This is a genomic window from Flavobacterium columnare (genome assembly GCF_014844295.1).
Taxonomy (GTDB): Bacteria; Bacteroidota; Bacteroidia; order Flavobacteriales; family Flavobacteriaceae; genus Flavobacterium; species Flavobacterium columnare.
In genome coordinates this window covers 530,906-555,813 of sequence record NZ_CP054494.1, presented here as the reverse complement: position 1 = coordinate 555,813, position 24,908 = coordinate 530,906, and the positions used below count along the sequence as shown (strand labels likewise).

21 protein-coding genes and 4 tRNA genes are annotated in these 24,908 nt (G+C 34.1%); 24 read left to right on the top strand and 1 reads right to left on the bottom strand.

What is annotated here, in order from left to right; translation table 11 throughout:
• Positions 1-9 precede the first annotated feature (9 nt).
• From HUE53_RS02510 to HUE53_RS02395, 24 genes are all read left to right on the top strand, one after another.
• Positions 10-1,371: a pyridoxal-phosphate dependent enzyme gene (locus HUE53_RS02510; RefSeq protein WP_065213120.1), complete on the top strand. Its 1,362-nt coding sequence runs from the start codon at positions 10-12 to the stop codon at positions 1,369-1,371.
• A gap of 209 nt (positions 1,372-1,580) precedes the next feature.
• Entirely contained in the window at positions 1,581-2,855 is a 1,275-nt protein-coding gene (locus HUE53_RS02505) for a DUF2851 family protein (protein ID WP_192188678.1), read from the top strand.
• A gap of 44 nt (positions 2,856-2,899) precedes the next feature.
• A complete protein-coding gene (locus HUE53_RS02500) occupies positions 2,900-3,121 on the top strand; it encodes a hypothetical protein (RefSeq protein WP_014166174.1) in 222 nt (73 codons plus the stop codon).
• Positions 3,122-3,123: 2 nt separating this feature from the next.
• A complete protein-coding gene (locus HUE53_RS02495; RefSeq protein ID WP_106425337.1) occupies positions 3,124-4,020 on the top strand; it encodes a ComEA family DNA-binding protein in 897 nt (298 codons plus the stop codon).
• A gap of 25 nt (positions 4,021-4,045) precedes the next feature.
• Positions 4,046-5,215, top strand: a complete 1,170-nt coding sequence (locus HUE53_RS02490; protein WP_014166172.1) for an acyl-CoA dehydrogenase family protein — start codon at positions 4,046-4,048, stop codon at positions 5,213-5,215.
• A 308-nt stretch (positions 5,216-5,523) separates the two neighbouring features.
• Positions 5,524-6,864, top strand: a complete 1,341-nt coding sequence (locus tag HUE53_RS02485) for a flavin monoamine oxidase family protein (RefSeq protein ID WP_192188677.1) — start codon at positions 5,524-5,526, stop codon at positions 6,862-6,864.
• A gap of 313 nt (positions 6,865-7,177) precedes the next feature.
• Entirely contained in the window at positions 7,178-7,372 is a 195-nt protein-coding gene (gene rpsU / locus HUE53_RS02480; RefSeq protein WP_014166170.1) for a 30S ribosomal protein S21, read from the top strand.
• Between the two features lie 89 nt (positions 7,373-7,461).
• Entirely contained in the window at positions 7,462-8,355 is an 894-nt protein-coding gene (locus HUE53_RS02475; protein WP_014166169.1) for a tyrosine-type recombinase/integrase, read from the top strand.
• A gap of 37 nt (positions 8,356-8,392) precedes the next feature.
• Complete coding sequence (hpf, locus tag HUE53_RS02470; RefSeq protein WP_014166168.1) at positions 8,393-8,695, top strand: ribosome hibernation-promoting factor, HPF/YfiA family; 303 nt, start codon at positions 8,393-8,395, stop codon at positions 8,693-8,695.
• Between the two features lie 100 nt (positions 8,696-8,795).
• Positions 8,796-8,869, top strand: a tRNA-Thr gene (locus HUE53_RS02465).
• A 68-nt stretch (positions 8,870-8,937) separates the two neighbouring features.
• Positions 8,938-9,018: transfer RNA gene (locus tag HUE53_RS02460), tRNA-Tyr, on the top strand.
• Positions 9,019-9,096: 78 nt separating this feature from the next.
• Positions 9,097-9,168, top strand: a tRNA-Thr gene (locus HUE53_RS02455).
• Positions 9,169-9,222: 54 nt separating this feature from the next.
• Positions 9,223-10,410 (top strand): elongation factor Tu, encoded by a 1,188-nt coding sequence (gene tuf, locus HUE53_RS02450; RefSeq protein ID WP_014166167.1) that lies wholly within the window; start codon positions 9,223-9,225, stop codon positions 10,408-10,410.
• A 53-nt stretch (positions 10,411-10,463) separates the two neighbouring features.
• Positions 10,464-10,535 (top strand) — tRNA-Trp (locus HUE53_RS02445).
• 15 nt (positions 10,536-10,550) lie between these two features.
• Positions 10,551-10,748, top strand: a complete 198-nt coding sequence (gene secE, locus HUE53_RS02440; protein ID WP_041253503.1) for a preprotein translocase subunit SecE — start codon at positions 10,551-10,553, stop codon at positions 10,746-10,748.
• 9 nt (positions 10,749-10,757) lie between these two features.
• The gene (gene nusG / locus HUE53_RS02435; RefSeq protein WP_014166165.1) at positions 10,758-11,309 is read left to right on the top strand and encodes a transcription termination/antitermination protein NusG; all 552 of its coding nucleotides are present in this window, start codon (positions 10,758-10,760) and stop codon (positions 11,307-11,309) included.
• Positions 11,310-11,372: 63 nt separating this feature from the next.
• Positions 11,373-11,813, top strand: a complete 441-nt coding sequence (gene rplK, locus HUE53_RS02430; protein WP_014166164.1) for a 50S ribosomal protein L11 — start codon at positions 11,373-11,375, stop codon at positions 11,811-11,813.
• Between the two features lie 6 nt (positions 11,814-11,819).
• Positions 11,820-12,509 (top strand): 50S ribosomal protein L1, encoded by a 690-nt coding sequence (gene rplA / locus HUE53_RS02425; protein WP_014166163.1) that lies wholly within the window; start codon positions 11,820-11,822, stop codon positions 12,507-12,509.
• A gap of 25 nt (positions 12,510-12,534) precedes the next feature.
• The gene (gene rplJ / locus HUE53_RS02420; protein WP_014166162.1) at positions 12,535-13,038 is read left to right on the top strand and encodes a 50S ribosomal protein L10; all 504 of its coding nucleotides are present in this window, start codon (positions 12,535-12,537) and stop codon (positions 13,036-13,038) included.
• A gap of 57 nt (positions 13,039-13,095) precedes the next feature.
• Positions 13,096-13,461, top strand: a complete 366-nt coding sequence (gene rplL, locus HUE53_RS02415; protein ID WP_014166161.1) for a 50S ribosomal protein L7/L12 — start codon at positions 13,096-13,098, stop codon at positions 13,459-13,461.
• Positions 13,462-13,721: 260 nt separating this feature from the next.
• Positions 13,722-17,534: a DNA-directed RNA polymerase subunit beta gene (gene rpoB, locus HUE53_RS02410; RefSeq protein WP_014166160.1), complete on the top strand. Its 3,813-nt coding sequence runs from the start codon at positions 13,722-13,724 to the stop codon at positions 17,532-17,534.
• A gap of 76 nt (positions 17,535-17,610) precedes the next feature.
• The gene (gene rpoC / locus HUE53_RS02405) at positions 17,611-21,915 is read left to right on the top strand and encodes a DNA-directed RNA polymerase subunit beta' (RefSeq protein ID WP_041253501.1); all 4,305 of its coding nucleotides are present in this window, start codon (positions 17,611-17,613) and stop codon (positions 21,913-21,915) included.
• Between the two features lie 72 nt (positions 21,916-21,987).
• Positions 21,988-22,260 (top strand): hypothetical protein, encoded by a 273-nt coding sequence (locus tag HUE53_RS02400; protein ID WP_014166158.1) that lies wholly within the window; start codon positions 21,988-21,990, stop codon positions 22,258-22,260.
• Positions 22,261-22,483: 223 nt separating this feature from the next.
• On the top strand, positions 22,484-22,798 hold the full coding sequence (locus HUE53_RS02395; protein ID WP_192188676.1) for a DUF3467 domain-containing protein: 315 nt from the start codon (positions 22,484-22,486) through the stop codon (positions 22,796-22,798).
• 503 nt (positions 22,799-23,301) lie between these two features.
• Here the strand turns inward: HUE53_RS02395 and HUE53_RS02390 are convergent.
• The gene (locus tag HUE53_RS02390) at positions 23,302-24,891 is read right to left on the bottom strand and encodes a peptide chain release factor 3 (RefSeq protein ID WP_014166156.1); all 1,590 of its coding nucleotides are present in this window, start codon (positions 24,889-24,891) and stop codon (positions 23,302-23,304) included.
• Between the last annotated feature and the right edge of the window lie 17 nt (positions 24,892-24,908).

The window sequence follows — 24,908 nt, the reverse complement described above, 5'->3', positions numbered from 1 at the left end:
AATAAAAGTATGCAATACGCAAAGAACATACTAGAAACAATTGGTAATACACCTCTAGTAAAGTTGAATAAAGTAACGGCTGAGATTAACGCATTGGTTCTAGCAAAAGTTGAAACCTTTAATCCAGGTAATTCTGTAAAAGACCGTATGGCTATCAAAATGATTGAAGATGCAGAAGCGGATGGTCGTTTAAAACCTGGAGGAACTATTATTGAAGGGACTTCTGGAAATACAGGAATGGGACTAGCTTTAGGCGCCATTATTAAAGGCTATAAACTAATCTGTGTAATTTCAGATAAACAATCAAAAGAAAAATGTGATATACTAAGAGCAGTAGGAGCAAAAGTAGTGGTTTGTCCAACAGATGTTGAACCTACAGATCCTCGTTCGTATTACTCTGTTTCAAAACGTTTAGCAGAAGAAACACCTAATGCGTGGTATGTAAACCAATACGATAACCCAAGTAATGCACTAGCCCATTACGAACAAACAGGACCTGAAATTTGGGAACAAACAGAAGGGAAAATTACACATTTTGTAGTAGGTGTGGGTACAGGAGGAACTATATCAGGAGTTGCTAAATACTTAAAAGAGAAAAATCCAAATGTTAAAATTTGGGGAATTGATACCTATGGTTCTGTATTTAAAAAATACCATGAAACCGGTATTTTTGATGAAAATGAAATATATTCCTATATAACAGAAGGCATTGGAGAAGATATTTTACCCAAAAATGTTGATTTTTCTCTTATAGACGGTTTTACAAAAGTTACAGACAAAGATGCTGCCGTCTATACACGTAAGATAGCCCTAGAAGAAGGGATATTTGTTGGGAATTCAGCAGGTGCAGCCATTAAAGGATTATTACAACTAAAAGACGAATTTAAGCCAGATGATGTAGTAGTCGTTTTATTTCACGATTCAGGAAGTCGTTATGTAGGCAAAATGTTTAATGATGATTGGATGCGCGAACGAGGCTTTCTAGAAGAAGAACTAACCAAAGCAGAAGATTTAATAAAAGACCATATCGAAAAGCCACTTGTTATTGTCCGTACTGAAGAATTAGTTTCACACGCCATAGAAAGAATGCGTAAATATAAAATTTCTCAAATACCAGTTGTTGATGTAAATGGATTTGTTGGATCTGTTGATGAATCAGACCTTTTTCAAAGCTATATAACAGATAAAAAGACTGCTGAAAAACCAATTAAAGAGGTAATGGGAGCGCCATTTCCAATAGTAGCTAAAGGAACCCCTATAGACGAAGTTTCTAAATTAATTACTAAAGATAATCAAGCGGTATTAGTAGATTTAGGAGAAGGAAAACACCATATCATTACAAAATATGATATCATTAATTCGATAAAATAATAAAATATAAAATCAAAAGAATATGTGATATTTAAATTACATAGTTCACATAATAAAATTCAGTTAAACCTAATTAATTCATTTATAATGAGTTTTTTAGGTTTTTTTTGTAAATTTATGATAGAAATAAAGTCAAACCCTATACTGCTAAAAAAAGCTAATATAGTTAAGACTTTTTGTACGCCTTATTAATTTTATACGCCTTTACCATGAAAGAAGAATTTTTACATTATGTATGGAAAAATAAAAAATTTCCTTTACACTCTTTAAAAACCGCACAAGGAGAAAATCTTCAAGTGCTTCATTCAGGAGTTCAACTAAATCAATCAGGTCCTGACTTTTTTAATGTTCAACTGATAATTGATGGTCAAAAATGGGCAGGAAATGTAGAAATACATTTAAAAACTTCAGATTGGTACCACCATCACCACCACCTAAATGATCAATATGACAATTGTATTTTACATATAGTATGGGAACATGATATATCTGTTTTTAGAAAAGACAATACAGAAATTCCCGTTTTAATACTTCAAAACTATGTTCCAAAAGAATTAATTACTCAATATGAAAAGCTAAAAATAAAAAAGAAATGGATAAATTGTGAGGGAAAATTAAACCAAATCCCTGAATTTATTATTTCTAATTGGGTAGAACGTTTGTATTTTGAACGGTTAGAACTAAAAAATGAATCCATAAAAAAACTACTAGAAGAAACAAACTACGATTGGGAAGCCGTTTTTTTTATAACCCTAACTAAAAACTTTGGGTTAAACGTAAATGGAGAGGCTTTTTTGAGTCTAGCTCGAACGATTCCTTTTTCGATACTTAAAAAAGAAAGTTTTGATCTAAACTATATAGAAGCCCTATTGTTCGGTATGGCAGGACTTCTACCACTCGAGCCTCAAGAAAATTATGAGAAAGATCTAGTAGAATTGTATGAATACATCAAAATCAAATATCGGCTAAAACCAAATCATATAGAACGTTTTGAGTTTTATAGATTACGTCCTGATAATTTTCCAACGATTCGTATTGCTCAAATAGCAATGCTTTATCATATTCAAAAAAATATTTTTACGTTAGCCACAGACGCAACTAGTGTTGAAGATTTTTATAAAATTTTCTCAGTTGGAGTTTCCGATTATTGGGAATCCCATTACAACTTTCAAAAAAAATCGAATCATAAAGAAAAAAAAATATCCAGAATGTTTGTAGAATTATTACTTGTCAATGCTATCTTACCCATTCGGTTTGCTTATACACAATATAAAAATAAGAATGATATAGATCTAGATCTAATGCTAATCGAAAAAATCAGACCTGAAAAAAACAAAATAATAGATTATTTTGAACATTATGGCGTAAAAGCTAAAAATGCAATGCAATCACAAGGCCTAATTCAGTTAAAAAAGAAATACTGTGATGCTAATCGTTGTTTACAATGTGCCATTGGTGTTGAATTTTTGAAGTCTGAAAAATAAATTGTAGATTTACTAAAGTATTTTATCTCATTTTTTATTGCACAATGATATTAAAACTTAAATATTTTTTTGAACGACAAGGGTTTCATATCGCTTCAAGATTAGCTGATCGTTTAGGTATGAGAGCAAATAGTATACGTTTGTTCTTTATTTATATTTCGTTTGTTACTGTAGGACTTTGGTTTGGAGTCTATCTTACGATAGGATTTCTAATGAAATTAAAAGATTTACTCAGAGCTAAAAGAACTTCTGTTTTTGATTTATAATTATGCTTCAATCACTCAAACATTATTTTGAATATACAAGAAATCAACGCATAGCACTGTTGTTCTTGATTGTTTTGAGTGTACTGCTCCAAATGGCATATACCTTTATTGACTTCTCAGAAGATTCCAATCCAACAGCAGAAGAAAAAAAATGGCTTGCTCAACAAACTGTGATAGATTCGTTAAAAAATAAAAACACACAAGAGGAATACAAAATACATCCTTTCAACCCCAATTTTATTACTGATTTCAAAGGTTATAAGCTAGGGATGTCAGTAAAGGAAATCAATCGTTTGTTTGCTTATAGAAAAAGAGGTAAATATGTTAATTCAGCAGAAGAATTTCAGAAAATAACAAAAGTATCAGATTCTTTATTAGGTTCAATATCATCTTATTTTAAATTCCCCGACTGGGTTTCAAAAAAAAAACATTCGGATAATGTGAAATACAGATCATTTACCGAAGCCCAAAAGACGATAAAAAAAACAAATACTTGGGTACAGAAAGATATTAATTTAGCTACGAAAGAGGATTTAATGAAAATATACGGTATAGGAGATGTTATTTCAGATCGGATACTCAAAAGTAGAGAATCTTTGGGAGGCTTTGTATCTATGGATCAAATACAAGAGATATGGGGATTATCTCCTGAAGTTATTACGGAATTAAACAAAAAATTCACATTATTTAAAGTCCCAGAAGTTTTAAAAATAAAAATTAATGAAGCCTCTACCAAAGAACTTTTAAAAATCCCCTACATAAAATATCCTGTAGCCCGCGAAATAATTGGGTTTAGAAGTATGAATAACGGAATTCATTCAGTAGATGATTTACTTGAAATTAAGAATTTTCCAGTTGATAAAGTAAAAATAATTACCTTATATTTGGACTTTAAATAAATAGCAAGAAGAACAATACAACTTTATGAACTCAATTTATTTTACAGAAGACCATCAATTATTCAGAGAGAGTTTTCGCGATTTTTTACAAAAAGAAGTAGTACCTCACATTGAAAAATGGGAAAAAGAAGGAACGATAGAACGTTTTATCTGGAAAAAATTTGGAGACATGGGATTCTTTGGATTAAATTATCCTGAGGCTTACGGTGGGTCAAATCTTGACTTATTCTATACAGTTATATTTTTAGAAGAACTACAAAAAGTAAAATCATCAGGTTTTGCCGCTGCTATGTGGGCTCATGCCTATTTAGCAATGACACACTTAAATGCAGAAGGAGATGAACGTATTAAGCAAGAGTATTTAGCTCCAAGTATTGCAGGTAACAAAATAGGTGCGCTTTGTATTACAGAACCTTTTGGAGGTAGTGATGTGGCAGGTATGCGAACAACAGCAGAACGTAAAGGAAGTAAATTTGTGATTAATGGCTCTAAAACATTTATTACAAATGGAGTCTACGCGGATTATTACGTTGTGGCTGCGAAAACGAATCCAGCTCTGGGAAATAAAGGAATTAGCATATTTTTAATAGATGCTAATACACCAGGTATCTCAGCAACTAAATTAAATAAATTAGGATGGAAAGCGTCTGATACAGCAGAATTAGCATTCGATAATGTAGAAATTCCTTTAGAAAACTTAATGGGAGAAGAAGGAAAGGGATTCCCTTACATAATGCAACATTTTGCATTAGAACGCCTAATAATGGCAATTAATGCACACGCTCGAGCTGAATATGCAATAGATTATACATTAGGATATATGTCAGAACGAGAAGCTTTTGGAAAATCAATTAATAAATTTCAAGCTTTACGTCATACAATGGTAGAACATACAACAGAAGTTGAACATTGTAAAGTCTTTAATTATGCAGCTGTAGCTCGTTTAAACAAAGGAGAATATGTAGTAAAAGAAGCTACTATGGCAAAATTAAAGTCAACTAAAGTAGCGGATTTAGCAATTTATGATTGTTTACAAATGCTAGGGGGATACGGTTATATGGAAGAATATCCCTTAGCCCGTTTGTTAAGAGATAGTCGATTAGGGCCCATTGGAGGCGGAACATCTGAAATCCTAAAAGAAATTTTATCAAAAATGATTATTGATAATAAAGATTATCAACCAGCAGTAAAGTAATACCTAAAAAAGCATAATATGTTTAAGTGAGATACTAAAAAAGTTTTCGCTCCACTAATTATTTTTTCCAAATTACGCATTAGCCTTTCTAAAGAAAGATAAAATCATGAAAAATACATAAAAATTATGCCTTGGTATAAATTTTATATTGAGGATAAAAAAGTAAACGTATTTTCAGATTTAAAGACAGTTTTTCTTACAAATAAATTTTTAATGCGTAATTTTGGTTTAACAGAAAAGGAAGTTTTTTAAGCGACTATCGTTATCAGACTATATCTTTTTTATAAAACCAACTTAACTAAAAATTAATGGACAGACGTAAATTTTTAAAACATTCAACTGCGGTATTCGGTGCTTCGGTTTTGATGCCTTCAATGGTAGTCTCTTGTGTTTCTGAAACACAAGAAAATAATCCAAAAAATGTAAAAGTATTAATCATTGGTGCAGGAGCAGCGGGATTGTTTGCTGGATACACACTAAAGAAAAAAGGAGTAAGTTTCGAAATTTTAGAGGCTTCTTCAAAATATGGTGGACGACTAGGAAAACAATCAGGTTTTGCCGATTTTGATATTGATCAAGGAGCAGAATGGTTGCATTTAGAAGATAGTATAATTGGCAAAATAATTAAAGAAACACAGACCAAAATAACTTTAGATGATACAGAATTAAAATATTGGTATAATAATAAAATTACTTCAACTTTACCTCTACAAACAGATATTTTTAGAAGTGAAACCGAAGTTTTTCAAGATGTCAGTTATTGGGAGCACGCACATCAAAAAGGCCTAGATAATTCATATAATAATATTATAGAAGCTTATGCAGGAGATCAAGGGGCAAGTGCTACCAATATTTCAGTAAAATGGGATAACGAAGAAGCGAAAAAATCAAATAGTCAAGAGAAAAATTATAAATTCGAAAAAACTTATTTTGATGTTTTCGAAAATAACATAATACCCTTTGTTAAACAAGACATAAAATTAAATACAATTGTAAAAAAAATTGATTATTCAGGAAACTCAATTGAAGTAACAGATCTAAATGGAACGGTCTTTATTGCAGACAAAGTAATTGTTACAGTGCCAATTACCATTCTGAAATCAAATGATATCATTTTTAAACCATCTTTGCCTAACGAAAAAACCATGGCTTTTCAAAAAATAGGAATGGAAGCAGGAATGAAGGTGTTTTTAAAATTTAGTGAAAAATTTTATCCAAGTAATTTTGTTTATGGGGGCTCCGTTTGCGCTGCGTACGGTGATGTTACCCTAGGAAAACAGACTAAAGATAATATTTTGTTGGCGTTTGTTATGGGCAAACAAGCTCAAACTCTTTCAGATCTAAATAGTCATGAGGCGATAACCAGTGCATTGTTAACAGAATTAGATTATATGTTTAATGGGAGAGCAAGTGCTAGCTTTGTTAAATCTACTGTTCAAGATTTTACAAAGCATCCATTCATAAAAGGAGCCTATTCTTATAGTTCTGTTGGTATGGGAAATGCTAGGGAAATTTTAGCACAATCTGTAGGTGATAAAATATTTTTTGCAGGAGAAGCAACTAATTTGCAAGGTGACCATCAAACGGTTCATGGAGCTGTAGCTACTGGTGTAGAACAAGCAGAAAAAATAGTATCCTTATTAAAATAAGAACCCAAGAATTAGTAGTTTTTCGATAGGGTAGATAAAAATATCAAGATAAAGATTCTTAATGATGAAAAAATAAGGAGGTATATTTCATAACCTTGATTTATAAAATTCATTTAGAATTAACCATAATATACGATTCAAGGCTAAAAAATACCCCGTAATCAATTTTTACTACCTTATTGTTGAAAATAGAATGAAATGTAGAAGGTGGGTGTAAGGCAAAAATTCTACAAAAATAATTCAAAATTTATGATTTATAATTTAAAATAAATCCTTAGGTTTGCATCCACAAATGAAAGGGGGTGTCAAAACTATGTTAATTATACCAATTAAAGACGGAGAAAATATCGATAGAGCATTAAAGCGCTATAAAAGAAAATTCGATAAAACAGGAGTTGTGCGTCAATTAAGATCACGTCAGCAGTTTACAAAACCTTCTGTATCAAGAAGAGCTGAAGTTCAGAAAGCACAATACATCCAAGGATTAAGAGATGCTGTAGAAAATTAATAGCAAATTATAATCATAATATAAAATCGCTAGTTGTAAAAGTTGTACTTTTAGACTAGCGATTTTTTTATGGATTCAATTGGGGAATTATGAGTGAAAATTTAGTTCGTTTTGAAGATTATTTGTTAAAAGAAAAAAAATATTCATTACATACAGCCAAGGCTTATGTGAAAGATTTGTGGCTTTTTTTTGATTACCTAGTAGAAGTGGAAGGAGGAGGGTTAGAAGAAGTTAGTTATTCTTTGGTTAGAGGATGGATAATAAGTTTGGTTGAGTCAGGAGTGTCTAATCTTACGGTTAATAGAAAAATGGCCTCTTTAAAAGCTTTCTATAAATTTCTATTAAAAATTAAAGTAATTGATGTTTCGCCTATGTTGCAACATAAATATTTAAAAGCCGAAAAGAAAATTCAAGTCCCTTTTTCCGAAAAGGAATTAGAATTAGCATTGAATCAAATAGAATATAATCAAGATTTTGAAGGTCTTCGCGATAAATTAATTATTGATTTGTTTTATACAACAGGTATTAGGCGTTCGGAATTGATTAATCTACAGCTAGTTGATGTTGATTTTGATTTAAAAGTGCTTAAGGTTTTGGGAAAACGCAATAAAGAACGAATTATACCTGTTTTAGATGTGATTTTTTTAGAAATTAAGCAATATTTAGAGAAAAGAAAAGCTTTGCCCCATGTATTTGATGAAGAATATTTATTTCTTCTTGGGAACGGTAAGAAAATGAATGAAACTTTTGTTTACAGGTTAATAAATTGCTATCTTAGTGTTGTCTCGGAAAAAGTGAAAAAGAGTCCTCATATGCTTCGTCATACTTTTGCGACTCACATGTTAAACCGAGGTGCAGATTTAAATTCAATAAAAGAGTTCTTAGGGCATTCTAGTTTAGCGTCTACACAGGTATACACGCAATCTAGCTTAGGGCAAATAAAAGAAGTGTATAAAAATGCGCATCCTAGAGGTCGGAAGTAATTCTTTTTAAATTGTTTAACCTTAAAAAGATTTAATTATGAAGGTAAATGTTCATGCAGTTAATTTCAACATCGACAAAAAATTGGTTTCTTTTACAGATGAAAAAGTAAACAAATTAGAAAAATTTTATGATAAAATTGTCTCTGCGGATGTGTTTATGAGGGTAGAGCAGACCAGTGAAAAAGAAAATAAAGTAGTTGAAGCTAAAATTTTGGTTCCAGGAGATGAATTTGTTGTTAAAAAAACCTGTAAATCATTTGAAGAAGGTGTGGATTTGTCAGTTGATGCTTTGGAACGATTGCTTGTAAAACGTAAGGAAAAACAGAGAGCTCATGCTTAATAGAGAAAAAAATAAAAAAAAAGTTTAAAAAAATTTTTGAAATCTAAAATATATCTCTACATTTGCAGTCCGTTAGAAATAGCGGACTTTTTTACTGAATGCCGGTGTAGCTCAGCTGGCTAGAGCAGCTGATTTGTAATCAGCAGGTCGTGGGTTCGAGTCCCTCCATCGGCTCTTTGAAATATTGAAAAAATGTTTTATATTTGCACTCTCAAATCAAGAGTCAAATAAAAAAGTAAGGCGGGGAGATACTCAAGCGGCCAACGAGGACGGACTGTAAATCCGTTGGGAAACCTTCGCAGGTTCGAATCCTGCTCTCCCCACAAAATAAGTTTGAGAGTTTCAAGTTTCAGGTTGCATTCGAAACAGGATACTTTTGATTGAAAACCTAAAACTTTACCGCCGGTGTAGCTCAGGGGTAGAGTGCTTCCTTGGTAAGGAAGAGGTCACGGGTTCAAATCCCGTCATTGGCTCACAAGATTTTTTTGAACACTAATTATTATAACTAAGATTAAAAATTAAGTAAAATGGCAAAAGAAAGTTTTAATCGTTCGAAACCGCACTTAAATATCGGTACTATCGGACACGTAGACCACGGAAAGACTACTTTAACTGCTGCGATCACTAAAGTATTATCTGATGCAGGTTACTGTCAAGCTAAGTCATTCGACCAAATCGATAACGCTCCAGAAGAGAAAGAAAGAGGTATTACTATTAATACATCTCACGTAGAATATGAAACTGCTAACCGTCACTACGCTCACGTAGACTGTCCAGGTCACGCGGATTACGTTAAGAACATGGTTACTGGTGCTGCTCAAATGGACGGTGCTATCTTAGTAGTTGCTGCTACAGATGGTCCAATGCCACAAACTCGTGAGCACATCTTATTAGGTCGTCAGGTAGGTATTCCTCGTATCGTTGTATTCATGAATAAAGTGGATATGGTTGATGATGCTGAGTTATTAGAGTTAGTAGAAATGGAAATCCGTGATTTATTATCTTTCTATGAATACGATGGAGATAATGGTCCAGTTGTTCAAGGTTCTGCTTTAGGTGGATTGAATAACGATCCAAACTGGGTTCCAAAAATCATCGAATTAATGGAGGCTGTTGATGCTTGGATTGAAGAGCCAGTTCGTGATAACGAAAAACCATTCTTGATGCCAGTTGAGGACGTATTTACAATTACAGGTCGTGGTACAGTTGCTACAGGTCGTATCGAAACAGGTGTTGCTAACACTGGAGATCCAGTTGAAATCATCGGTATGGGTGCTGACAAGTTAACTTCTACTATTACTGGGGTTGAGATGTTCCGTAAAATCTTAGATAGAGGTGAAGCTGGAGATAACGTAGGTTTATTATTACGTGGTATTGATAAGGCTGATATCCGTCGTGGTATGGTTATTTGTAAGCCAGGTTCAGTAAAACCACATGCTAAATTTAAAGCAGAGGTTTATATCTTGAAAAAAGAAGAGGGAGGTCGTCACACGCCATTCCATAACAACTACCGTCCTCAGTTCTATGTTCGTACAACTGACGTAACAGGTACAATTTCTTTGCCAGAAGGTGTTGAGATGGTAATGCCAGGTGATAACTTAACAATCAATGTTGAGTTGCTTCAACCAATCGCTTTATCAGTAGGTTTACGTTTCGCTATCCGTGAAGGTGGTAGAACAGTAGGTGCTGGTCAGGTAACTGAAATCGTTGACTAATTATAGTTGATATATAAAAAACCAGCAGTTTATGCTGCTGGTTTCTCTAACAAACGGGCGTAGTACAAGGGTTAGTATAGTGGTCTCCAAAACCATTGATGGGGGTTCGAATCCCTCCGCCCGTGCAAATAAGAAATATAATGAACAAAGTGACTAATTATATATCAGAAGCTTTTGAAGAGTTTAAGTCAAACGTGACTTGGCCAGGATGGGAAGAGGTTCAAAAACTAACAGTAGTTGTGGCCATCTTCTCTGTCATTTTTGCGCTAGCCACTTGGGGTATTGACGAAATTTTTACTAAAACAATTGAGGGTTTCTTTAATTTGTTAAAAGGATAAAATAGAGTTATGGCTGAAACAAGTGTGAAGAAGTGGTATGTTGTAAGGGCTGTAAGTGGTCAAGAAAATAAAGTAAAATCCTACATCGAGCAAGAAATTAATCGTGTGGGAATGGCTGATTATATATCACAGGTATTGGTGCCAACAGAAAAAGTGGTAACGGTACGTGATGGTAAAAAAATTAGTAAAGAAAGAGTTTATTTTCCTGGTTATGTAATGATCGAAGCAAACTTAACAGGAGAAATACCTCATATTATAAAGTCTATTACAGGTGTAATTGGTTTCTTAGGTGAAGTAAAAGGTGGAGATCCTGTGCCTTTACGTCAATCAGAAGTTAATAGAATGTTAGGGAAAGTAGATGAATTGTCAACTACTGTAGATCATGGATCTATACCTTATTCTATTGGTGAAACGATTAAAGTTATTGATGGTCCGTTCAATGGATTTAACGGTACTATTGAAAATATAAATGAAGAAAAACGTAAGCTAGAAGTAATGGTTAAGATTTTCGGAAGAAAAACACCTTTAGAATTAAGCTTTGTTCAAGTAGAGAAAGTATAATATTTATTTATATAATTCACATCAATCGCTTCCAATGATCGATGTGCTTAATTTTTTTTAAAAATGGCTAAAGAAGTTAGTAAAGTAGTTAAACTACAAGTAAAGGGAGGTGCTGCGAACCCGTCGCCACCGGTTGGACCTGCTTTGGGAGCTGCTGGGGTTAACATCATGGAGTTCTGTAAGCAATTTAATGCTAGAACACAAGATAAACCAGGCAAAGTATTACCAGTACAAATTACTGTGTACAAAGACAAATCGTTTGATTTTGTTGTTAAAACTCCACCTGCTGCTATTCAATTATTAGAAGCTGCTAAAATTAAATCAGGGTCTGGACAGCCAAATCGTAAGAAAGTAGCTAGCGTATCTTGGGATCAAATCCGTACAATCGCTGAAGACAAAATGCCTGATTTAAATGCTTTCACAATTGAAAAAGCAATGAGCATGATAGCTGGAACAGCTAGATCTATGGGTATTACTGTAACTGGAGATTCTCCTTTAAACTAAGAGAAAATGGCAAAATTAACGAAAAAGCAAAAAGTTGCAGCTTCAAAAATTGAAAAGAATAAAATGTATTCTTTGAAAGATGCCTCATCTTTGATCAAAGAAGTTGCTTCTGCAAAATTTGATGAATCAGTTGATATCGCTGTTAAGTTAGGTGTAGACCCTCGTAAAGCGAATCAAATGGTGAGAGGTGTGTGTTCATTACCACACGGTACAGGTAAAGATGTAAGAGTATTAGCTTTAGTTACTCCAGACAAAGAAGCTGAAGCAAAAGCTGCTGGTGCTGACCATGTAGGTTTAGATGAGTACTTGCAAAAAATTAAAGACGGTTGGACTGATGTAGATGTTATCATCACTATGCCAGCTGTAATGGGTAAACTAGGTCCATTAGGGCGTATTTTAGGACCTCGTGGTTTGATGCCAAACCCTAAAACAGGTACTGTAACTATGGAAGTAGGTAAAGCAGTAGAAGAAGTGAAATCGGGTAAAATTGACTTTAAAGTTGATAAAACAGGTATTGTTCACGCTGCTATCGGTAAAGTTTCTTTTGACGCTCAAAAAATTCAAGAGAACGCTCACGAAATTATTCAAACATTAATTAAATTAAAACCAACTGCTGCAAAAGGTACTTATATTAAGTCTATTCACTTATCAAGTACTATGAGTCCAGCTATTGCTTTAGATCCTAAAGCAGTGTAATTGGTAGTTAAAAAATTTTAGTATCATGACTAGAGAAGAAAAATCATTAGCGATTCAAGATTTAACTGCACAGTTAGCTGGAACTAATATCGTTTATTTAGCAGATATTTCTGGGTTAAATGCAGAAACTACTTCAAATTTAAGAAAAGCTTGCTATAAAGCAGGTATTAAATTAGAAGTTGTTAAGAATACGTTACTTGCTAAAGCAATGGAAGCTTCTGATAAAGAATTTGGTGATTTACCAACTACTTTAAAAGGAAACACTTCAATCTTAATTGCTGACATTGCTAATGCTCCGGCTAAAGTAATTAAAGAGTTCCGTAAAAAAGGAGATAAACCTTTATTAAAAGGAGCTTATATCAATGAGGAAGTATATATCGGTGATAACGAATTAGAATCGTTAGCGGCTCTTAAATCGAAAGAAGAAGTTATCGGAGATATCATCGGATTATTACAATCTCCAGCTAAACGCATCATTTCTGCTTTGCTTAACAATGCAGAACAAAAAGGTGAAGAAACGGCTGAATAATTAGCGCACTAATTAAATTATATAAATTTTACAAATCATTTAAAAAAGATAGAAAAAATGGCAGATTTGAAACAATTCGCAGAACAATTAGTAAATTTAACAGTTAAAGAAGTAAATGAATTAGCTGCAATCTTAAAAGATGACTACGGAATCGAGCCTGCTGCTGCTGCAGTTGTTATGGCTGGTCCTGCTGCTGAAGCTGCTGCTGAGCAAACAGAATTCACAGTAGTATTAAAAGATGCTGGTGCTTCTAAATTAGGTGTAGTTAAAGCTGTTAAAGAATTAACTGGTTTAGGATTAAAAGAAGCTAAAGATTTAGTAGATGCTGCTCCAACAAACGTTAAAGAAGCTATTTCTAAAGACGAAGCTGAAGGCTTGAAAAAAGCTTTAGAAGAAGCTGGAGCTGTAGTTGAGCTTAAATAATTATACATAGTATAAACTATAGGTTTAGGCCTTGAGTAAAGCACTCAATGGCCTAAACCATTTTTTCGTATAGTAATGTTATTCTTTTCTAGAATGGCTTCCTAGCGAATTTTAACTTAACACGAAGAAAGAAACTAAAGTTTATCAATACACTTGTTTTCAAAAGATGTGTGAGTTATAAATAAAAAAGTATTGATTGTTTTAAATGTTAATCACTAACATAAAAATTACTTTTTTTTTAATCATAATTTTGTCCATAGATGATATTAAATCAGACTGAAAGATTGAATTTTGCCTCGACAAAAAACATTCCGAACTATCCCGATTTCTTGGATGTTCAAGTGAAGTCGTTCAAGGATTTCTTTCAATTAGAAACGAAATCTGATGAAAGAGGCAACGAGGGGTTGTACAACACCTTTATGGAAAACTTTCCAATCACTGATACGCGTAATCAGTTCGTATTAGAGTTCTTAGATTATTTTGTTGATCCTCCTCGTTATACAATTGAAGAATGTATAGACAGAGGTCTTACATACAGTGTGCCACTTAAAGCACGTCTGAAATTATACTGTACTGATCCAGAACACGAAGATTTTGAAACCATCGTTCAGGATGTGTATTTAGGTACTATTCCTTATATGACTCCGAGCGGTACTTTTGTTATTAATGGTGCTGAGCGCGTAGTTGTATCCCAATTACACCGTTCGCCAGGTGTATTCTTTGGTCAGTCTTTCCATGCCAATGGTACAAAATTATACTCTGCTAGAGTAATTCCTTTCAAAGGTTCTTGGATTGAATTTGCTACCGATATCAACAGTGTGATGTACGCTTATATCGATAGAAAGAAAAAATTACCTGTAACTACATTATTCCGAGCTATTGGTTTTGAGCGCGATAAAGATATCTTAGAAATTTTTGACTTAGCGGAGGAAATTAAAGTATCTAAATCAGGTTTAAAGAAATATATCGGTCGTCGTTTAGCTGCGCGTGTTTTAAATACATGGCATGAAGACTTCGTAGATGAGGATACAGGTGAGGTGGTATCTATCGAGCGTAATGAAATTATCTTAGATCGTGATACGCTTTTAGATAAAGACAATGTAGAAGAAATTGTTGATGCTAATGTTAAGTCAATTTTATTACATAAAGAAGATTTAAATACAGCTGATTATTCAATCATTCACAATACTTTACAAAAAGACCCTACCAACTCTGAAAAAGAAGCAGTAGAACACATTTACCGTCAATTGCGTAATGCTGAACCACCTGATGAAGAAACAGCTCGTGGAATTATCGAGAAATTATTCTTCTCTGATCAGCGTTACAACTTAGGGGATGTAGGTCGTTACAGAATGAATAAAAAATTAGGTCTTGATATTCCTATGGATAAGCAGGTGCTTACTAAAGAGGATATCATTACTATCGTTAAATATTTAATCGAGTTAATTAACTCTAAAGCAGAGATTGATGATATTGACCACTTATCTAACCGTCGTGTACGTACAGTTGGGGAGCAATTATCTGCTCAGTTTGGTGTTGGTTTAGCTCGTATGGCTCGTACTATTCGTGAGCGTATGAACGTTCGTGATAACGAGGTGTTTACACCAATTGATTTGATCAACGCGAAGACTTTGTCTTCTGTAATCAACTCATTCTTCGGTACGAACCAGTTATCTCAGTTTATGGACCAAACCAATCCATTAGCAGAGATTACACACAAACGTCGTTTATCCGCTTTAGGTCCTGGAGGTTTATCTAGAGAGCGTGCTGGTTTCGAAGTTCGTGACGTTCACTATACGCATTACGGTCGTTTATGTCCGATTGAAACTCCAGAGGGACCAAACATTGGTCTTATCTCTTCATTAGGGGTATATGCTAAAGTTAACGGAATGGGATTCATCGAAACTCCATACCGTAAAGTAACGAATGGTCAAGTAGATTTAGTCTCAGATCCTATTTACTTAAGTGCAGAAGAAGAAGAAGGTAAGTTAATTGCTCAAGCTAACATCGAAATGGATGATACAGGAGTAATTACTACTGATAAAGTAATTGTTCGTGAAGAAGGGGACTTCCCTGTAGTTGATCCTTCTGCGGTTCATTATACAGACGTTGCTCCTAATCAAATTGCTTCTATTTCAGCTTCATTAATTCCTTTCTTAGAACACGATGATGCAAACCGTGCCTTGATGGGGTCAAATATGATGCGTCAGGCGGTACCTTTATTACGTCCCGAATCTCCTATCGTGGGAACAGGTTTAGAACGTCAAGTAGCGTCTGATTCAAGAGTGTTAATTAATGCAGAAGGAAATGGAGTAGTAGAGTATGTAGATGCTGATAAGATTACTATCAAATACGAAAGAACAGATACTGAAAGAGCAGTAAGTTTTGATTCAGATGAAAAAACATATCAGTTAATAAAATTCCGTAAAACGAATCAAAGTACTACTATCAACTTAAAACCAATTGTTAGAAAAGGAGATAAAGTTGTTAAAGGACAGGTACTTTGTGAAGGATATGCAACGCAAAATGGGGAGTTAGCTCTTGGTAGAAACTTACAAGTAGCTTTCATGCCTTGGAAAGGGTACAACTTCGAGGATGCGATTGTGATTTCTGAAAAAGTGGTTCGTGATGATATCTTCACATCTATTCATATTGACGACTATTCATTAGAAGTTCGTGATACAAAATTAGGTAATGAAGAGTTAACAAACGATATACCTAACGTTTCTGAAGAGGCTACAAAAGACTTAGATGAAAACGGTATGATTAGAATTGGTGCCGAGGTAAAACCAGGTGATATTCTAATAGGAAAAATTACACCAAAAGGGGAATCTGATCCTACTCCAGAAGAAAAGCTATTAAGAGCAATTTTCGGTGATAAAGCAGGAGATGTAAAAGATGCTTCATTAAAAGCTTCTCCATCTTTACATGGTGTTGTTTTAGATAAAAAATTATTTGCAAGAGTTGTAAAAGACAAGCGCAAGCGCTCTCAAGAAAAAGATGAGTTAGCGGCTCTTGAAATGGAATACGAAACAAAATTTGTTGAACTAAAGGATCGTTTAATTGATAAATTATTCTTGATTGTTGATGGTAAAACCTCTCAAGGGGTAATGAACGATTTAGGTGAAGAAGTATTGCCAAAAGGTAAGAAATACACCAAAAAAATGTTACAAGCTGTTGAGGATTTTGCTCACTTAACAAAAGGGCAATGGGTTGCTGATGACGAAACAAATGAAATGGTTAATGACTTAATTCACAATTATAAGATTAAGTTAAATGACTTACAAGGGGCGTTACGTCGTGAAAAATTTACGATTACTGTTGGGGACGAATTACCATCAGGGATCTTAAAGTTAGCAAAAGTTTATATTGCTAAAAAACGTAAACTTAAAGTAGGTGATAAGATGGCAGGTCGTCACGGTAACAAAGGTATCGTGGCACGTATCGTTCGTCAAGAGGATATGCCATTCCTAGAAGATGGAACACCAGTAGATATCGTATTGAATCCACTAGGGGTACCTTCTCGTATGAACATCGGTCAGATTTATGAAACCGTTTTAGGTTGGGCAGGTAAAAAATTAGGTAGAAAATATGCTACTCCAATTTTTGACGGTGCTTCTCTTGATGAGATCAACGCCTTAACAGATGAGGCTGGAGTGCCAAGATTTGGTCATACCTACCTATATGATGGTGGTACAGGAGAACGTTTCCATCAGCCAGCTACTGTAGGTGTTATCTATATGTTGAAATTAGGACACATGGTTGACGATAAGATGCACGCTCGTTCTATTGGTCCTTATTCATTAATTACGCAACAACCATTAGGAGGTAAAGCTCAGTTTGGGGGTCAGCGTTTTGGAGAGATGGAGGTTTGGGCACTTGAAGCGTATGGAGCATCAAGTACTTTACGAGAAATCTTGACTGTTAAGTCAGATGACGTGATAGGTAGAGCTAAAACTTACGAAGCAATCGTTAAGGGTGAAACTATGCCTGAGCCAGGATTACCAGAATCATTCAATGTATTAATGCACGAATTAAAAGGTCTTGGTTTAGACATCCGTTTAGAAGAATAAGATTAGTTGATGGTTGATGGTTGAAAGTTTTTTTCAGCCAGCAACTAACAACCAACAACTTAAAAATTCAAAAAAGATGACAACAAATAGAAATAAAGATAAAAATACCATCAAACGTTTCAATCAGATCTCGATTGGTTTGGCTTCTCCTGAATCTATTTTAGCGGAATCACGTGGTGAGGTATTAAAACCAGAAACTATCAATTATCGTACGCACAAACCAGAACGTGACGGACTATTCTGTGAACGTATCTTTGGTCCTGTAAAAGACTATGAGTGTGCTTGCGGTAAATATAAAAGAATCCGTTACAAAGGAATCGTTTGCGACCGTTGTGGGGTTGAAGTTACTGAAAAGAAAGTACGTCGTGACCGTGTAGGACACATCAATTTAGTGGTGCCTATCGCTCATATATGGTATTTCCGTTCATTACCAAACAAAATCGGTTATATTTTAGGATTACCATCTAAGAAATTAGATATGATTATCTATTATGAGCGTTATGTAGTAATTCAACCTGGTATTGCTAAAAATGCAGATGGTGAGCCATTACAAGCAATGGATTTCTTAACAGAAGAAGAATACTTAAATATTTTAGATTCTCTTCCGTTAGAAAATTTATATTTAGATGAAAGTGATCCTAATAAATTCATCGCTAAAATGGGGGCTGAGTGTATTATGGATTTATTGGCTCGTGTTGATTTAGATTCATTATCATATCAATTACGTCATGCAGCTAACAATGAAACATCTAAACAAAGAAAAACAGAAGCGTTAAAACGACTTCAAGTGGTTGAGTCTTTCCGTGAGGCTAATTTAAATCGTGAGAACCTTCCTGAATGGATGATTCTTAAAGTTATTCCAGTGATCCCACCTGAATTACGTCCGTTAGTACCACTAGATGGGGGGCGTTTCGCAACGTCTGACTTGAATGACTTATACCGTCGTGTAATTATCCGTAACAATCGTTTGAAACGATTAATGGAAATCAAAGCACCCGAAGTGATCTTACGTAATGAAAAACGTATGTTACAAGAAGCGGTTGATTCGTTATTCGATAATACAAGAAAAGCTTCTGCAGTTAAAACAGAATCAAACAGACCATTAAAATCATTATCTGACTCGTTAAAAGGTAAACAAGGACGTTTCCGTCAAAACTTACTGGGTAAACGTGTTGACTATTCAGCTCGTTCCGTAATTGTTGTTGGACCTGAGTTAAAAATGTATGAGTGTGGTTTGCCAAAAGATATGGCTGCTGAGCTTTACAAGCCTTTCGTAATTCGTAAATTGATCGAAAGAGGTATTGTAAAAACAGTGAAATCGGCGAAGAAAATCATCGATAAAAAAGAGCCTGTAGTATGGGATATTTTAGAAAATGTAATCAAAGGGCATCCCGTATTGCTTAACCGTGCTCCTACGCTTCACAGACTAGGTATTCAGGCGTTTCAGCCTAAGTTAATTGAAGGGAAAGCAATTCAGTTACACCCGTTGACATGTACAGCATTTAACGCCGATTTCGACGGTGACCAGATGGCGGTTCACCTACCATTAGGACCTGAAGCAATTCTTGAAGCACAACTATTGATGTTAGCGTCACATAACATCTTGAACCCTGCTAATGGTGCACCTATAACAGTACCATCTCAGGACATGGTTCTTGGTTTGTATTATATGACTAAAGAGCGTTTATCTACTCCTGAATTAACAATAAAAGGAGAGGGCTTAACTTTCTATTCTGCTGAAGAAGTACATATAGCTTTAAATGAAGGTAGATTAGAATTAAATGCTCGTATCAAAGTGAGAGCTAAAGACTTCAATGAAAATGGAGAATTAGTATATAAAATTATTCAAACTACTGCGGGTAGAGTATTATTCAACGAAGTAGTACCTGAAGAAGCTGGTTATATCAATGAAGTATTAACTAAAAAATCACTTCGTGATATTATTGGAAAAATTCTAGCAGTTACGAATGTACCTACAACAGCAGCCTTCTTAGATAATATGAAGGATATGGGGTATGGATTTGCATTCAAAGGAGGATTGTCATTCTCTTTAGGGGATATTAAAATTCCAGATCAAAAACAATCATTAATTGCAGAGGCTAGGGAGCAAGTAGAGGTTATCTCTATGAACTATAACATGGGTCTTATCACAAATAATGAGCGTTACAATCAGGTGATTGATATTTGGACTTCAGCAAATGCTCAATTAACGGAGGCGGCTATGAAAAATATCCGTGAGGACCAACAAGGTTTCAACTCGGTATACATGATGCTTGATTCTGGAGCCCGTGGTTCAAAAGAACAGATTCGTCAGTTAACAGGTATGCGTGGTTTGATGGCTAAGCCGAAAAAATCAACCGCTGGTGGTGGTGAAATTATCGAGAACCCGATCTTATCGAACTTTAAAGAAGGTCTTTCAATCTTAGAATACTTCATCTCTACGCACGGTGCTCGTAAAGGGCTTGCGGATACGGCGTTAAAAACGGCGGATGCGGGGTACTTAACGCGTCGTTTACATGATGTTGCTCAAGATGTAATCGTAAATCAAGTAGATTGTGGTACATTAAGAGGAGTTGAAGTAACTGCTTTAAAGAAAAATGAAGATATAGTAGAAAGTTTAGGGGAACGTATCTTAGGACGTGTTGCGTTACAAGATGTAGTAAATCCTTTAACTTCTGAAGTTTTAGTAGCTGCTGGTGAGGAAATCACAGAAGCAATTGTTAGAGAAATTGAAGCTTCTCCAATTGAAGCAGTAGAAGTACGTTCTCCTTTAACTTGTGAAGCAACGAAAGGAATTTGTGCTAAATGTTACGGTCGTAACTTAGCTACAGGTAAAATGACTCAAAAAGGTGAAGCAGTAGGTGTAATTGCAGCACAGTCAATTGGTGAGCCAGGTACACAGTTAACACTTCGTACGTTCCACGTTGGAGGGGTTGCTGGAGGTATTTCAGAAGAATCTAGCATTATTGCTAAATTCCCTGGACGTTTAGAAATCGAAGATTTAAAAACAGTTAAAGGGGAAGATGCAGATGGAGAAGAAGTAGATATCGTAATTTCTCGTTCTACTGAGTTAAAATTAGTAGATGAAAACACAGGTATTTTACTAAGTACTCACAATATTCCTTATGGTTCGAGCATCTTTGTAAAAGATGGTCAAATAGTAGATAAAGGAAATATAATTTGTAAATGGGATCCATATAACGGAGTAATCATCTCGGAATTTACAGGTAAAGTAGGTTACGAAGATTTAGAACAAGGGCAATCTTATTTAGTTGAAATTGATGAACAAACAGGTTTCCAAGAAAAAGTAATTTCTGAAGCAAGAAATAAGAAATTAATTCCAACTTTACATATTTATGGAAAAGATGGCGAGCTAATTCGTTCTTATAACTTACCAGTAGGAGCTCACTTAATGGTTGAAGATGGAGAAAAAATTAAGTCAGGTAAAGTATTAGTAAAAATCCCACGTCGTTCGTCTAAAGCAGGCGATATTACAGGAGGTTTACCAAGAATTACGGAGTTATTAGAAGCTCGTAACCCTTCCAACCCAGCAGTGGTGTCTGAAATTGATGGTGTGGTATCATTCGGTAAGATTAAAAGAGGGAACCGTGAAATCGTAATCGAATCTAAGTTTGGTGAAATAAAGAAATATTTAGTAAAACTTTCTAATCAAATCTTAGTACAAGAAAACGACTTTGTAAGAGCGGGTATGCCATTATCTGATGGAGCAATTACACCAGACGATATTCTAAGAATTAAAGGACCATCAGCTGTGCAACAGTATTTGGTAAATGAAATTCAAGAAGTTTATCGTTTACAAGGGGTAAAAATCAACGATAAACACTTTGAGGTTGTTATCCGTCAAATGATGCGTAAAGTACAAGTAAATGATCCAGGAGATACTTTGTTTTTAGAGGAACAATTAATTCATACAAAAGATTTTATCGAAGAGAATGATAAATTATATGGTATGAAAGTAGTGGAAGATGCAGGTGATTCAGTTAATTTAAAACCGGGTCAAATTGTTACTCCAAGAGAGTTACGTGATGAAAACTCATTGTTAAAACGTGAAGATAAAGATTTAGTTGTAGCTCGTGATGTAATTACAGCAACGGCTACACCAATTCTTCAAGGTATTACAAGAGCTTCGTTACAAACTAAATCATTTATTTCAGCAGCTTCATTCCAAGAAACAACAAAAGTATTAAATGAAGCAGCCGTAGCTGGAAAAATTGATACTTTAGAAGGTCTTAAAGAGAATGTAATTGTAGGTCATAGAATCCCAGCCGGTACAGGTATGAGAGATTATGATAATACAATTGTTGGTTCTAGAGAAGAATATGATGAATTAATGATTACCAAAGAAGAATATAATTTCTAATATTTTAGAAATAAAATTAAAGCTGTCCAAATGGGCAGCTTTTTGCATTTAATCTATAAACGTACAAATAGAATGAAACAAAATAAAAATATAACTTCTGAAATAGAAAGGCAAATTGAAAATGGTTTTTCAGAAAAAGGGATTATTCAAAATTTAATTTCCATGGGGTATTCTAAATCTGAAATTGATGAAGCATTAAAGGGAATAAATATTCCTGAGCCAATTTATCAAAGAGGTTCTTCTGAGGATAATTATGGAGGAATCAGTACAAGACAAATGGTTGTAGGTGCAATAGTAGCAATACTTATTGTTTTTAGAATAATAAGAATTATTTCTAGATTCTAATGAATCCAAATTAAGAGAAACAGGTATTGGAAATAGATGAAATATTTTTTTTAGTATTGTATTTATGAGAAACAACTATAAAATGATTAATAGGTTTTAAAGAAGAATGTAATTCCTAATAATTAGAGTATTCTACAAAATATAAATCCGAACCTTGTGAACTCTTGGATTTTTTTACTATTATTGTTCTAATAATACTACGTAACATTTAAATAAAAATATAATGAGTAATCTTAATCAAGAGCAAGAGGGACAGATAAATATAGAATTAGAAGAGACAATTGCTGAAGGAACTTATTCTAACCTAGCCATAATCAATCATTCTGATACCGAGTTTGTAGTCGATTTTATTAATATTATGCCAGGTATGCCAAAAGCAAAAGTCAAGTCAAGAATTGTATTAACTCCTGAACATGCTAAACGTCTAGCACAAGCTCTAATCGAAAATATTCACAGATTTGAAAAAGCACACGGAGATATTAAGGAGGGAGAGCATCCTCAGATTCCTTTGAATTTTGGTCCAACAGGGAAGGCGTAATGATAATAATTTATATTTGAGATAAACGATCCGATTTTAAAAAGAGGCTGTCCTAAAAAAATTTTGGAGGCAGATTCAGAAGTAAGCCGAATATAGGTAGTATATAAGGGTTATATGGTAGTTTTTTGATAATTGAATGGTAGTAAATGGTAGTTTTTGTACATTTTATTTCGGGTATAAAAAAAGACTTCATTTGTTGTTAAGCCTTGTGTTTATTGGGGTTTTCTATTTTTTTATATTTAATGTATTTGTATATTTTAATTGTTTGCCCCTAACAGGCAATTGGTACTGAAATTCGCTTAAACGTTGTATTTTTGCCATAGCATTTAAAGAAAAACCCCGTTTTTGACTCTTTTTGAGTTTTTTCGGGGTTTGGTTCTTCTGAAATAAGACTTATTTTATTGATAAGCAAGTGTTTATGTTGTTATGAATGTGCCTTAGTAGACACAATTCTCAGAAAAAGAGTTCCTATTTTAGGATAGTCTTATTCTATATTGGTTTTTCTATTCAAATTCTGACGTAAAATGTAATTTAACACTTGGGTATTTTTGTTGAGTCATTTGAATTGAAAAATCTGAATCCGCTAAGAAAACCATTTGACCATATTTATCTTTTGCTAAGAATTTTTGCTTAATACGCTTAAATTCTGCAAATTCTTCGTTTTTAGGATCATCTGGTTGAATCCAACAGGCTTTAAAAACAGGAAAGTTTTCATAGGTACATTTAGCTCCGTATTCGTGCTCTAATCTATATTGTATGACCTCATACTGAAGAGCTCCTACAGTACCAATTACTTTTCTTCCATTCATTTCAAGTGTAAATAACTGTGCAACCCCCTCATCCATTAATTGGTCAATTCCTTTTTCTAATTGTTTTGCTTTTAAGGGATCAGCGTTGTTTATATAACGAAAATGAAGAGGAGAAAAGCTAGGAATTCCTTTGAAATTCATTTGTTCGCCCTCTGTAAGAGTATCACCAATCTTAAAATTGCCCGTATCATGCAAGCCTACGATATCCCCAGGATATGATATGTCAACAATTTCTTTTTTCTCAGCAAAAAAAGCATTTGGACTAGAAAATTTTAAGTTTTTACCATGACGAACATGTAAATAAGGTTTGTTGCGTTCAAATGTTCCTGAAACAATTTTGATGAATGCCAAACGATCTCTATGTTTCGGATCCATATTAGCATGTATTTTAAAAACGAATCCTGAAAACTTATTTTCGTCTGGTTTAACTTCTCGAGTATCAGAATGTTTAGGTCTGGGAGAAGGGGCAATTTCAATAAAACAATCGAGGAGTTCGCGAACACCAAAATTATTTAATGCAGAACCAAAGAACACAGGTTGTAAATGGCCTTTTAAGTAGGCTTCACGATCAAAAGAAGGGTATACTTCTTCAATAAGCTCTAATTCTTCTCTTAATTTAAGAGCGGCCTTTTCGCCTATTATCTTTTCTAATTCGGGATTGTTAACATTTTCAAAAGCAATTGTTTCTTCAATGTTTTTTCGGCTATCGCCTTCAAATAAATTAATGTTCTTTTCCCAAATATTATAAATTCCTTGAAAATCATATCCCATGCCAATAGGAAAGCTGAGAGGTGTAACATGAAGACCTAATTTTTTTTCTACTTCATCCATTAAGTCAAAAGCATCCTTCCCTTCACGGTCTAATTTATTAATAAAAACGATCATAGGAATGTTGCGCATACGACAAACCTCTACCAGTTTTTCAGTTTGCTCCTCAACCCCTTTTGCTACGTCTACTACAACGATAACACTATCAACGGCTGTTAAAGTTCTAAATGTATCTTCTGCAAAATCTTTGTGACCAGGTGTGTCAAGAATGTTGATTTTTTTGTTTTTATAATTAAAGGCTAGAACCGAAGTAGCCACGGAAATACCTCTTTGACGTTCAATTTCCATAAAGTCAGAAGTAGCTCCTTTTTTTATTTTATTACTTTTTACAGCTCCCGCTTCTTGAATAGCTCCTCCAAAAAGTAAGAGTTTTTCAGTTAAAGTGGTCTTCCCAGCATCGGGGTGCGATATAATTCCAAAAGTTCTTCGGCGTTGTATTTCAGTGTTGAAACTCATTGTTAAAAGAAAAAATT